The organism is Burkholderia sp. FW306-1C-G01B, assembly GCF_058781685.1.
This window is the reverse complement of record NZ_JBYSWZ010000009.1, coordinates 312,554-324,915: the sequence shown is the minus strand read 5'-3', so window position 1 is coordinate 324,915 and position 12,362 is coordinate 312,554. Positions and strand designations below refer to the sequence as shown.

Sequence of the window (12,362 nt, the reverse complement as noted above, 5' to 3'; positions counted from 1 at the left end):
GACCTGCTCGAACAGGCCGGCCACAACGGCAGCGACACGCGCGAAACGCGTACCGGCGTGTTCGTCGGCATCATGTACGGTTCGTACGGGCAGATCGCGGCGGCAGCGGGCTGGCCGCAAGGCCAGTTCAACCTGGGGCACAGTCCGTACTGGTCGGTGGCCAATCGGGTGTCCTACACGTTCAACTTCAGCGGCCCGAGCATGGCCGTCGATACGGCCTGTTCGTCGTCGCTGACGGCGTTCCATCTCGCCTGCGAAGCGATTCGCCGCGGCGAATGCCGCCAGGCCATCGCCGGCGGCGTGAACGTCATCCTGCACCCCGCGCACCATATCGCGCTGAGCGCGATGCAGATGCTCGGCACGGGGCTGGCCTGCCGCACCTTCGACAAGTCCGCCGACGGGATCGTGCCCGGAGAAGGGGTCGGCGCCGTGCTGCTGCGGCCGCTCGAAGACGCGCTCGCGGACGGCGACGAGATTCTCGCGGTGATGCGCGGCAGCATGATCAATGCGGGCGGCAAGACGGGCGGCTACACCGTGCCGAACGTGAACGCGCAGGCCGAGGTGATCACCGAGGCGCTGGCCCGCGCGGGCCTGGCCCCGGACGAGATCGGCGCGATCGAGGTGCACGGGACCGGCACCCAGCTGGGCGATCCGATCGAGATCGCCGCGCTGAACCGGGCCTACGGCGGCACCGGCCGGCCGACGCCGTTGCTGGCGGGCTCGGTCAAGTCGAACATCGGCCATCTGGAGGGCGCCGCCGGCATCGCCGGGATCGCCAAGGCGATCCTGCAACTGAGAAATCGCGCGGTTGCGCCGTGCGCGGGCCTCGACGAGCTCAACGAGAAGATCGATTTCGGCGCTGCCGTGATGCCGGCGCGCACCCTGCAGCCCCTGGCGTCACCCGGCGACGGCCGGCCATCGGCGTGCGGCGTCAGCTCGTTTGGAGCCGGCGGTGCGAACGCTCATGTGATCCTGCAGCAATGGCAGGAACACCGCGTGCCTGCGCTGACGGCGGGCGAGCAGGCGTTCCTGCTGTCGGCCAACAGCCCGGCGCAACTCGCCGCGTATGCGCGGCGCGTAGCCGACTGGCTGGAGCGTCATCCCGACGCGTCGCTGAGCCGTCTCTGCTTCACGAGCCAGACGGGCCGCCGTGCGTTGCCGGTGCGCGCGGTCGCCATGGCCGCGTCGCTCGATGCGTTGCAGGCCGCACTCCGCGCCATTGCCGACGGCGATGCGGCGGCGCTGGTTTCGCCGCAGGCGGGGCAAGGCGCGCTGTCGCTCGGCGGTGTCGCGGAAGAATTGATCGCGCTGCTGATCGCGCGTCGCGGGCTGCGCCAGCTCGGCGAGCTGTGGGTCAATGGTCATGAGATCGCCTGGCGGCGCACCTGGGATGCGGCGCCCGTGCGCTGCGGATTCCCGAGCGTGCCATTCGAGCACAAGCGGATCTGGATGACGCCGCCACCCGGGACCGCCGCCGATGCGCGGCCCGCGCCGTCGGCCGCGCGCCTCACGCGGCTCGCGGCGGCTCATCGCATCGGCGGCCGCGCGCTCGTGCCCGGTGCCGCGTTGCTGGACCTGATGCTCGATAGGCAGGGGCCTGACGCGCCGCGCGCGGTGCGGGCGGTGCGCTGGCTGCGCCAGGCGGTGGTCGAGGGGGGCGGCATCGAGCTGCCCGTCTCCGACGATGCCGACGGCATGCTGGTACGCGGGCAAGACGGCGAGATCGTCGCACGCGCGCTGGCGGCCGAACTGCCGTCGTGCGCGTCGGCTCCGCGTGATCTTGCCGCACTGTGGGCGACCCACGGAGTCTGCTCGGAAGGCGCGACGCTCTACGAACGGCTGCGTGCCGGCAGCTTCGAATACGGTCCCGAACTGCGCGCGGTGGCGCGCTTCGCCACCACCGACGACAGCGTCGTCGGCGATCTCGACGCGACGCTGCTCGTAGCCGATACGGCCTTCGCGGTCGCCGTCGATGCCGCCATGCAGCTGGTTGCGCTGCTGGCGCGCGAACCCGCGGTGCCGGTCTCGATCGACGCGGTCATGCAATTCGGCGCGCCCGAGCGGGCACGCGTCGTGCTCGCCGAGCGCACCGCCGACACGGCGCGTTTCGACCTGACGCTCTGGGATGCGGACGGCCATGTGGTGCTGCGGCTCGACGGCCTGAGGATCGCGGCGCTGCCGCAGCCGCCGGCGCAACCGGGCAACGCCGGTCCGGAATATCTGTGCGCAGTCGAATGCGCGACGCCGCGTCCGGCCGCCGTGATGACGGCGGGCACGGTCCTGCTGTCGGGCGGCGATCGCGCCGATCGTGACGTCGTCGGCGCAGCCTTGCGCCAGCGCGGCTGGTCCGTGCTTCACGACGACGGCGCGCCGCTGTCGGGCCTCGATGCGGTGCTGCTGCTGCTCGACGCCGCCGGCGCCGATCCTGCGTCGGCGCTGGCCGCGCAACTGGCCGGCCAGCGTCGTCTGCTCGAACGGCTGAAGGCCGGCCGCGACGGGCGCAAGGTGCGTCTGCTGGTCGTCGGACGCAGCGGCGATCTGGTCGCTGGCGCGCTGGCGGCCGCAACGCGAACGCTGGCGATGGAGTTTCCGTGGCTTGCCTGCAGCCATCTGGCAATTGCGCCGGGGGCGCTGGAGCAGGCCGAGGGTGTGGCCGACGAACTCTGCGCACCGGCGGAACAGGATATGGTGCGCCTCGACGGTGACGCGCGTCTCGTGCGGCGCCTGCAGCCCATGCCGGGTGATACGACGGCTGCGGCCGACGTGCGTCCCGGCGCGGTTTATATCGTGAGCGGCGGCGCGGGCGCACTCGGGCGGCTGTTTACCGCGCATCTGGTTGCGCGCGGCCCCGCGACGGCGGTCGTGCTGGGCCGCGCCGAGGCGACCGACGAGCTGAAGGCATGGATGGCGAGCCTTAGCGTGCGCGGCAGTCATGTCGTGTACGCCCGCGTCGATGTCGGTGATGCCGATGCGCTCGCCGATGCGGTCGCCGAGATCGTCGAACGGCACGGGCCGGTGCGCGGGGTGCTGCATGCCGCGGGCGTCACCGACGACGCGTTGTTGCTGAACAAGACCGATCGCGCGATTGCGCGCGTGCTGCGTCCGAAAGTCCGCGGTGCGCTCGCGCTCGACGCGGCCACGGCGGACGCGCCGCTCGACTTCTTCATGCTCTGTTCGTCGCTCGTCGCGGAGACCGGCAATATCGGCCAGATCGACTACGCGGCCGCCAATCGCTTCCTGATCGAATTCGGCGCGGCGCGCGAGCGCGAACGCGCGGCGGGGCGCCGGCACGGCGTCACGGTGGCGGTCGCCTGGCCGTTGTGGGAGGCGGGCGGCATGCGCGTCGACGCGGCGACCGAGGCGCTGTTCCGCGAGCGATTCGGGATGGCGGCCCTGAGCAACGAAGCCGGTCTCGCCGCCTTCGAATTCGCGTTGGCCGGCCGCCATCCGAGCTTTGCGCTGGTTCAGCGGCCTCGGGTCGTGGCAGCGGGCCTTACCGCGCAGTCCGGCGACATCGCCGGGCCGGCCGGCAACGCGTTCGTGCCGGCGGTGACGCTGCGCGACGAAACGCGCGCGCCGGCGGCTGCTCCGGTTGCCGCGGGCGCAATCGTACCCGCATCGCTGCGGGCCACGATCCTGACTACGTTGCAGCAGATCGGCGCGTCCTATCTGTTCGTCGATCCGGCCGAAGTCGATCCCGAAGGTGAACTGCTCGAACTGGGCTTCGATTCGATCTCACTGACCGACATGGTCAACCGGATCAACGCACGGTTCGGGCTCGACCTGCTGCCGACCGTGCTGTTCGAATGCCCGACGCTGGGCGATGTCGCCGATTATCTCGGCCGCGAGCATGGCGCGCGGATCGCGGCGGGGTTTGCCCCGGTGCCCGCGACCGAGGCCGTTGCGACCGCCTCGCACACGGTGGGCACGGCCGCGGACGCGATGGCGCAGGCGCCGGCGCGCGCGGCCGTGCTTCAGCCGAGCGATGCCGCCGCCGATCTCCCGCATGACGAGGCCGGTGCGGACCGCGAGGCCGGCGCGATCGCGGTGATCGGCATGGCCGGCCGGCTCGCCGGGGCCGCGTCCCTCGACGCGTTCTGGGATGCCCTCGAGCGCGGCGTGAGCTTGACCGGCGCGCCGCCGTCCGATCGCACCGCCTTGCTCGACGATCCGGTCACGCGCCGCGTCGAGGGCGGCTTCCTCGCGGATGTCGCGCGCTTCGACGCGGTCCGCTTCGGGATTTCGCCGCGCGAGGCCGCGCTGATGGACCCGCAACAGCGGCTCTTTCTCGAGACCGTGCTGCAGGCCGTCGAGGATGCCGGCTATGGTCAGCAGCGGCTGTGCGGCCGCGACATCGGCCTGTTCGTCGGCGCATCGACGAGCGACTACGAAAGCATGCTGACGGATGCGGGTGTCCGGGTCGAACCGCATGTCGCATCCGGCGTCGCGCATTCGATCATCGCCAACCGGGTATCGCATCTGTTCGACTGGCACGGGCCGAGCGAGGTCGTCGACACAGCCTGTTCGAGCGCGCTCGTCGCGGTGCACCGGGCGATTGCCGCGCTGCGCAACGGCGAATGCGAGATGGCCGTGGCGGGCGGGGTCAATGTCACGCTGTCGCCCGGCCTGTTTCATGCGTTCATCGATTCGGGCATGCTGAGCGCCGATTTTGCGTGCAAGACATTCGACCGCAAGGCCAACGGCTATGTCCGCGGCGAAGGTGTCGGCGCGGTCGTGCTCAAGCCGCTGCGGCGCGCGCTGGCCGAGCGTGACAACGTGCTCGCGATCGTGCGCGGCAGCGCCGTCAACCACGGCGGCAAATCGAATTCGCTGACCGCGCCGAATCCGGCCGCGCAGGCCCAGGTCATCCGGCGCGCGATCGCCGATGCCGGGGTTGATCCGCGCCGGATCAGCTTCGTCGAAACCCATGGGACCGGCACGCCGCTCGGCGATCCGGTCGAAACCGAAGGCCTGAAGCAAGGGTTTGCGCTCGCCTGCGACGATGCCGGCGTCACCGTCCCGGCATCGCCGTGGGTCGCGCTCGGCGCGGTCAAGACCACGGTCGGCCATCTCGAGGCGGCGGCGGGGATCGCGGGCTTCCTGCGCACCGTGCTCAGCATGCGGCACGGGCGCCTGGCCGCCAATCGCCATTTCAGCGAACTCAATCCCTATATCCGCCTCGAGGGCTCGCCCTTCATGCTGCTCGATCACGGGCGGCGCTGGGCAGCGGCCGATGGCGCGCCGCTGCTGGCGGGCGTCAGCGCGTTCGGCTTCGGCGGCACCAACAGCCATGTGATTCTCGAGTCCGCGCCGGCCGTCGTGCGCGAGCCGGCGGCGGCGGCCATGCTCGCCTTCCCGCTGTCGGCGCCGGATGCCGGCCGACTCGCCGCGTATGCCGGCGCGCTGGCGAGCGCGCTGTCGACGCGCGACGTCGCGCTCGAGGATGTCGCGTTCACGCTGCGCGACGGGCGCGACACGCACGCGTTCCGCAGCGTGCTGGTGGCCGACTCGATATCCGAACTGATGAGTCAGCTTCAGAGGCTGGCGCGTGGCGACGCCCGCGACGCAACGCGGCTCGACCTGCTTGCCGCGCCGGATCGCGACGCGGCGCTCGAGTGGCTGTCCACCGCCCGCACCGCATGGCCGGAGCACGGCGGCCGGCGCTGCTCGCTGCCGGCAGCGCCGCTCGCGGGTGAGCGGCACTGGTTCGCGGCGCCCGCTATCGCGACGCGCGGCGACGAGGTCGCCGAGACGGTTGCGCCGGCCACCCCGCCCGCCGCTCGGGATGCGGCCGCCGCCGCGGCGCTGCGCCCGCTCGTGAACGAAAGCGGACTTGCGCCAGTGTCCGCTGCCGCGCCGCGGACCCCGGTGCTACTGCGTTCGCTGCCGGCCACGCCGGCACCGCAGCACGCGATGCCGGCGGCATCGGCACCGGAAGCCGGTGTGACGCGTCGTGGTGCGCCGAGCGTGACGGACGCTGGAGCGACCGTCACGGCGGCGGCTTCGGCGCCCTCGATCGTCGACGCGATTCGACGGGATCTGGCCGAGATTCTGCTGATGACGCCGGAGCAGGTCGACCTCGACGCGCGCTTCGACGATCTCGGACTCGATTCGATCTTCCGGATGGATCTGGTGCGCCGTGTGAACGAGCGCTTCGCGACGCAACTGAGCGGTGAGGCGCTCTACAACGTCGAGTCGGTCGCGGCGCTCGCGCAACTGGTCGAGGCGACCCGTGGGGCCGAGGGCGCCGCGGCGCAGCCGGCCGCCCAGCCGCACGCGCTCGACAGCGAGCCGGCCCGCGCGATCGACGCCTCGTGGATTTGCGATCACGTCGAGGCGCTGACCGGACGGCAGCTCGGCGATCAGGACGACTTCAGCAACGCCGGCCTGACCTCGTTCGACATGCTGCGCGTGATCGCCGGCCTCGAAACCACGTTTGGCCCGCTGCCGAAAAGCTCGCTGTTCGATTACCCGACGCCGCGAGCGCTGGCCTCCTGGCTCGCCGCGACCTACGACGACGCGGCGATGCTGCTGGCCGCGTCGCGTCCGGGCCCCGGCGCGACTGCACACGTTCCCGTGCGAACCGAGCGGCTGGCCAACGGCGCGGCCGTGATCGCCAAACGCGAGTTGTCCGCGTATCCGGATCTCGCCGCCACGGTCGCTTCGCTCGAAGCGGCATGGGCGAAGGAGGGCGGCTTGCCCGGCCGCGACATCGCGCCGCTGATCTTTCTCGGCAGCGGGGGCAGCGGCTACCTGAACTTTTCCGAGCGCGACGGCCTGCTGCTCGCATGGAGTTCGGTCGTCGACGAACGCCGCTATGCCGCGCTGGCGGCCGAATGGGTCGAATGGGCGACGTCGCGCAATCTGCGCCCGAACCTGCTGTCGATGATGCCGCTGCCCGAGCTGGCCGGGGTGCCGTTCTGCGCGACCTCGTTCGGCACCGTGCAGCGCCTGAACGACATCGCGTCGTTTTCGCTGAACGGCAAGGACATGACACGCCTGCGCAAGAAGATCAATCGCTTCGAGCGATCGGGCGCGGTCTCGGTGGAGGAATACGTGCTCGGCAGCGAGCCGGCCACGGACCGGCGGATCGTCGAGCTGATCGACGAATGGGCCGCCCGCAAGGACATGGTCAATCCGTATGTCGGCACGGTTCGGCACGAGATCGGCGCGGGCATTCTCGCGACGCGTCACCGGCTGTTCCTGACCCGCGTGGACAGCCTGATCGTCGCGGCGATCATCGTGACGAAGATTCCGTCCGAAAACGGCTATCTGCTCGATCTGGAGTTTTTCGGCGACGCGATGGGCGACGGCGGGCTCGACTACACGATCGTGACGATCATCGAGCGCCTCGCGCAGGAAGGCGTGCAAATGTTCAGCTTCGGCGCGACGTTGGGCGTCGTCGTCGCCGATTCGCCGAATCCGAATCCCCATGTCGAGCGCACGCTCGGCGAATTGCGCGATTCGGGCATCTTCCGCGGCGACGGCAATTTCCAGTTCAAGAACAAATACCGGCCGGACAATTTGCCGGTCTATCTGTGCCAGCCCGCGGCGGCGTCGGCGGTCGATGTCTCGTCGGTGCTGCTGTTGATCGTCAACCCGTCGGTTCCGCCGCGCGTCGACGCGGAATCGAGCGTGCCGCCCGTCGTGCCGGATGACGCGGCGGCCGGCATCGACGCCGTAACGGCGGACCGCGCGCCCGTGACCGGCGAAAGTCCGCGGCGCGCGCGCCTGCGCGAGGCGGGATGGAATCCGCTGCGCCTGTCGCCCGCCGCCGGCATCGTCGAGCTGGTCACCGATTCGTGGGCCGAACGCGACGACTTCGCGCTCGCCGAGCGGGTCCGCGAGCTGACCGAGACGGCCAATGCGATCTGCCTCGACCTCGCGGACCAGCGCCTGCTGCCGTTCTCGTACGTGCAGGCGGCGCCGTCGGGACGTGCCGCCGAGATGGCTTTGCTGCGCGCGGCCGAGGGCCCGAGGAAAGGCATCCTGCAAAACCATCTGTTCCAGACCTGGACCTTCAACCAGCTCGAACTCGGCTGGGTGCCGCATCGGCTGACCACGCTGCCGCACAGCGCCGATATCGATCTCGCGCATCTCGACCGGATGATCGAGCAGCATCGGGCGACGCTCGGCCTCTGCTGCATCGAGCTGGCGCCGAACGCGACCGGTGGCCGGGCAATCTCGATCGACAATCTGCGCGCCGTGAAGGCACGACTCGCGGCCGCGTCGATTCCGCTCGTGTTCGACGCGACGCGCGGGCTCGAGAACGCGTGGATGATCAGCGAGTCGAGCGCCCGACCGTTCTGGGAGGTCGCCGCCGAATTGTTCGGCCTGGCCGATGCGCTGACGCTGTCGATGTCGAAGGATTTTGGCGTCAATGCGGGGGGGCTCGTGGCCAGCAATCACCCTGCGATCACGCGGGCGCTTGAACAGCGCGTGCGCGACCGCGGCCACGACGTGTCGATGGCAGGCCGGCGCCTGCTCGCGAGCGCGCTGGCCGACCGCGACTGGCTCGAACAGGCGGTCGCCGCACGGGTGGCGAATGTCGCGCGCGTCGCAGCCAGCGTCGCGGCGGCCGGCATTCCGGTGCGGGCCGCCGGCGCTCATGCGGTGCTGATCGATGCCGCCGCCTGGTGCGCGGGCCACGCCGAGCCGGTCGCCTCCGCGCTGGCCTGGCTTTACGACGTGGCGGGCGTGCGCGCCGCGCCGCATCTGTCGGCCGGGCTCGACGAAACGGGGCAGTGCATCCGGCTCGCCGTTCCGGTCGGGCTCGACGACGCAGCCCTCGACGCGCTGGACGCGGCCTTCGCCGCGTCACGCGCCGCCGCGGCCCCGGCCGAGCTGTTGCGCGTGCCCGGCGGTGCCGGCGCCGCCGCGCAATACGTGATCCGCGACAGCGTGCCCGACGACGTGGTCGAGGCGCTGGCCGACGCTGCCCCGGGCGCGCCAGCGGCTCGCAACGAAGAGGTCGCGCGCCGCTGGCAGCCGGCCGTCCGACGGCATCTGGTTCCGTATGAAGGCGCGCAGATCGAGGTATTCGAGTGCGGCGCAGGCGAGCCGGTCGTCCTGCTGCATCCGTTCAATATCGGCGCCGGCTTCTTCGCGCCGCAGTTCGCCGAACTGGCCCGGACCCGCCGCGTGGTGGTCGTCCATGCGCCTGGCGCGGGCATGACGACGTATGGCACGGACCTCACGTTCGCCGGACTGTCGCGGCTCGTGCTGGCGGCCGTGCAGGGGATCGGGATCGCCTCGCGCTTTGTCGTGGCCGGCGCAAGCTTCGGCGGATTGACGGCGCTCGCGGTCGCGCATGCCTATCCGGAGCGCGTCGGCGGGCTTGTGCTGCTCGGCAGCTCGTACAAGGTCGGCAACCGGCGCGGAGAAGTCAATCGTCTCGCGGTGGTCGCGCGCGAGGATTTCGACGCGCTCGACCGCGCCGGCGTGACGCTCGACCGGCCGCGCGGCGAATACGAGCGCCTGCTCGCCGAATGCGAAAGCATGGATCCGAAGATCGGTCTGCGCTATCTCGACGTGTTCGCGGCGCGGCCGAGCCTGCTCGACGCCGCCCGCGCGCTGCAGGTGCCGACCTTGCTGATCCACGGCGAACACGACACCGTGATCGCCCGCGCGATTGCGCACGAGATCGACGCGGCGATTCCGGCGGCGCGTTACGTCGAGCTCGACGACGCCGGCCATTTCCCGAGCCTGACCTCGCATGCCCGCGTCAATGCGCTGATCGATGCGTTCGTCGATACCGTCGCGTCGCGGACGCCGCCCGCTGCCGATCCGCTCGAGCGCCGCGCCTATGCGCTCGACTGACGCCAACCGGACCCCGCTCGCGAAGTCCGGGCCGCCTGGCGGGCGGCCCGGGTCTCGCGAGGCCCTCCACAACCCTGAAGTGAGTGTTGTAACGATGACCGTATTGGAAACTTTCGCCGGCTTCGAACCCGACACCCTGGTGCGGGTCGATGATCAGGTGCTGTCGCGCTTCGTCACCGTGAAGCCCGCCATGTGCGGCCATAACGCCCGCCTCGCCGGCCAGATCGGTGACTGGACCTGGGAGGCGGTCAGCCACCTGTGCGGCGTGAATACGTTTCGCGCCACCGACGCGCAGGACGTGCCGACCTATTTGTCATTCTTCTACTACCAGCTGATCGGCGACCAGGCATTTCATCTGCGGGTGCCGACCTTCGGCGACCGGCTGCACGTGGTGTCGCGCTGTTATGGCTTCGGTCCGGAATCGATCCTGACCGTCCACCGGCTCGCGCCGGCCTCGCGCGAGTTGCCGGCCACGGTGTCGGCGCACGAGATGCTGCACGCGCGGCTGCCCGGCTGTCTGTACGCGCAAACCTTCAATCGCTGGATCCAGCGTCGCGGCCAGGGCAACCGCGAACTGCAGTCGGCGGCGCCGTCCGGGTTCCGCTACCAGCATCTCGACCGGCTGCCGCCCGAACTGTCGCCCCGCACCGCCTACGACGCCGCGCGCCGCGGCGGCAGTTTCGTGCCCGACGACGGCACGCTGTTGCTGCGCGACGACCTGCGGCTGGCCTACGAGGTCGACATGGGGCGCGACCTGAACGGCGTCGGCCTGCTCTATTTCGCGAGCTATTTCGAGATCGCCGACAGTGCGCTTGCGAAAGCCTGGCGCCAGCTGAGACGTGACGACGCGTCGTTTCTCGACCGCGTCGTCACGTCTCAGCGCCTGTTGTTTCTTGCCAATGCGGACGCCTGTACGAGCCTGGCGATCCGGATCCGGCGTTTCGAGGTCCCGGCGCAGCCGGGCCGGGAAGTCTTCGATATCGGCATCAGCGAGCGCGACAGCGGCCGCGTGCTGGCGATCATCGAACTCTGTTGTGAGGAAAAGGCATGACCGTACCATCCGACACCGTGCTGCGCGATACCCGCGAGCAGGTCCATAGCGTGCTGCTGGACATCATGCCGGCGCTGAACGCGGCGGGCATCGATGAGCGCCGGCATCTCAAGGAACTGGGCGCCGATTCGGTGGACCGCGTCGAGATCATCATGTCGTTGCGCGAACGTTTCGGGCTGAGCGTCGCGATGTCGCGTTTCAGCGACGTGCCGGACCTGCACGCGCTGATCGCGCTGCTGGCCGCGCTGCGGGAGGGGAAGGCATGAGCGAAGTCGGCATCGAAAAGCTCAACGTTTATGCCGGCGTCGCGGCGATCGACGTGGCCGAGCTGTTCCGGGGGCGCGGCCTCGATCCCGAGCGGATCGGCAACATCCAGCAGGAGCGGCGTTCGCTCGGCCTCGGCTTCGAGGATCCGGTCACCAGTGCGGTCAACGCGGCGAAGCCGATCATCGACCAGCTTGGCGAGGCCGCCGACCGGATCGAGATGCTGATCGTGTCGAGCGAGTCGGGCGTGGATTACAGCAAGTCGCTGTCGTCGTACGTGCATCGCTATCTGGGGCTCGGGCCGCACTGCCGCTTTCTCGAGGTCAAGCAGGCCTGCTACGGCGCGACGGCCGCGCTGCAGATGGCGCTCGGCTACCTCGGCTCCGGCGTCTCGCCCGGCGGCAAGGCTCTCGTCATCGCCACCGATATCTCGCTCGTCGATGCGCGGGCCGGGTATGCGGAGCCGTCGACCGGCTTCGGCGCGGTGGCGATGCTGCTCGGCGAGGCGCCCGAGGTCCTGACGATCGACCGCGGCGCGTTCGGCCTCTATAGCTACGAGACGATGGATTCCGCGCGGCCGCTGCCGACCCAGGACATCGCCGACGTCGACAAGTCGCTGTTCGCTTATCTCGACTGCCTCGGCAACAGCTTCAAGGACTACCAGTCGCGCGTGCCGGAAGCCGATTTCGTGACGACCTTCGGACAACTATGCATGCACACGCCGTTCGCCGGCATCGTGCAGGCGGCGCACCGGAAGATGATGCGCGACGTCGCCAAGCTGTCCGATCCCGCCGTGCTGCGCGACGATTTTGCGCGCCGACTGCAGCCTTCGCTGGTCTATCCGCGCCAGGTGGGGAACATGTGCTCGGGTTCGCTCTACCTCGCGCTGGCCAGCCTGATCGAGAACCGCGACGGCGACGCGCCGGTGCGCGTCGGGCTCTATGCATACGGCTCGGGATGCTCGTCGGAATTCCTGAGCGGGGTCGTCGACGCCCGTTCGCGCGCCGCGCTCGCGCCGTTCGCGATCGCCGACGCGCTGGCGGCGCGCACGCTCGTGTCGTTCGAGCAGTACGAGGCGTTGCTGCGGACCACGCTCGGTGCGATCACGCCCGTCAGTTCGCGCACCGTGCGCATCGAGGACGATCTCCCGCTGCTGCCGGCCACACGGCCAGGGCTGCTCGCGCTGGCGCGGATCGCGGATTACGAACGCCATTACGAGTGGATCTAG

4 protein-coding genes (1 of these 4 cut by a window edge) are annotated in these 12,362 nt (G+C 70.3%); all 4 read left to right on the top strand.

Going from position 1 to position 12,362, the window contains the following annotated elements:
- Tightly spaced (each overlapping or abutting the next), the 4 genes in view from AC3WLY_RS20140 to AC3WLY_RS20125 form a layout consistent with a single transcriptional unit that may run on beyond the window.
- Positions 1 to 9,819, top strand: partial view of an SDR family NAD(P)-dependent oxidoreductase gene (locus AC3WLY_RS20140; protein WP_492310512.1) — the 3' portion only. Its footprint begins 11,016 nt before the window's first position; 9,819 of the gene's 20,835 nt are visible here — the last part of the coding sequence; its start codon lies off the left edge, out of view; its stop codon occupies positions 9,817 to 9,819.
- Positions 9,806 to 10,870: an LnmK family bifunctional acyltransferase/decarboxylase gene (locus AC3WLY_RS20135; RefSeq protein ID WP_175959404.1), complete on the top strand. Its 1,065-nt coding sequence runs from the start codon at positions 9,806 to 9,808 to the stop codon at positions 10,868 to 10,870. Before AC3WLY_RS20140 ends, AC3WLY_RS20135 begins: the two co-directional genes overlap by 14 nt.
- On the top strand, positions 10,867 to 11,136 hold the full coding sequence (locus AC3WLY_RS20130) for an acyl carrier protein (RefSeq protein WP_175959403.1): 270 nt from the start codon (positions 10,867 to 10,869) through the stop codon (positions 11,134 to 11,136). Before AC3WLY_RS20135 ends, AC3WLY_RS20130 begins: the two co-directional genes overlap by 4 nt.
- Entirely contained in the window at positions 11,133 to 12,362 is a 1,230-nt protein-coding gene (locus tag AC3WLY_RS20125) for a hydroxymethylglutaryl-CoA synthase (RefSeq protein WP_310140822.1), read from the top strand. Before AC3WLY_RS20130 ends, AC3WLY_RS20125 begins: the two co-directional genes overlap by 4 nt.